The organism is Sphingobium sp. (assembly GCF_033795625.1).
Lineage (GTDB): Bacteria > Pseudomonadota > Alphaproteobacteria > Sphingomonadales > Sphingomonadaceae > Sphingobium.
Genome location: NZ_JARYGI010000121.1, coordinates 1 through 737, shown reverse-complemented (window position 1 = coordinate 737; position 737 = coordinate 1). Strand labels below are relative to the sequence as shown.

The 737-nt window shown below is 69.1% G+C and carries 1 protein-coding gene; it reads left to right on the top strand.

Annotation, left to right across the window (positions count from 1 at the left end):
- Nucleotides 1-474 precede the first annotated feature (474 nt).
- On the top strand, nt 475-651 hold the full coding sequence (locus QHC67_RS18925) for a hypothetical protein (RefSeq protein WP_319296716.1): 177 nt from the start codon (nt 475-477) through the stop codon (nt 649-651).
- The last annotated feature ends 86 nt before the right edge of the window (nt 652-737 follow it).

Genomic DNA, 737 nt, shown 5'->3' with positions numbered 1-737 from the left:
ACAGACTGGGAAGTCTGTGAGAGATTTCATCCTCTGATCTGGGCGCGACGGCGGGCTTGAACACCCTCGACCGCGGCGCTCGATTTGACACGCGGGAATGGTCCGGCCACGTGCGGCGGGACCGCGAGATCTGATCGATCTTCGGGCCGCCGCGCGGGCGCGCCCAACCATCATTGACCGGGAGGCGCAAACAGCCGGCGAGCAGTCGCGGGTTGGTTCGCCGACATGCCTATGATAGTCCGCAGGGGCGCTGCAAAGCGGCAGCGCCGGGACTGGTAATCCCGTCGAGAACGGCAACTCGGTGTGGTCTCACGCCGGGGTGCCTGCGCATATGTCCAGGTGCCCCGGCACTAAAAGCGTAGGCGCATGTCTCGACGTGTTACCAGCCCCGGCTCCCGCGCCCAGCGCGCGGGAGTTCGTTGGACGGGGCGCTCCGACGCGACCGCTGGGATCAGGTGCGCCCGGGCAATCGAAATGGACGATCTCGAGACGGACCCGACGCTCCAGAAGGCGATGGCGCTCGCGCTGATGCGGCAGGCGCTGGAGTGGCTGGAAGCGGCGGACGAGGACAGGGCTGCCGCGCACCTCCGCGACGCCGTGGATGCAGTGCTGGAGCGGGCTCCGCGGATGGATCGTGCGGCCGCATCCTGACGCGGGTGAGAGGCCTGGCTTTCGGAGCCGCTGAGGGCGCGCCAGCGAGCTGGCGCGCCCCGCCTGGCGACCGGTTCTGGGTGGAG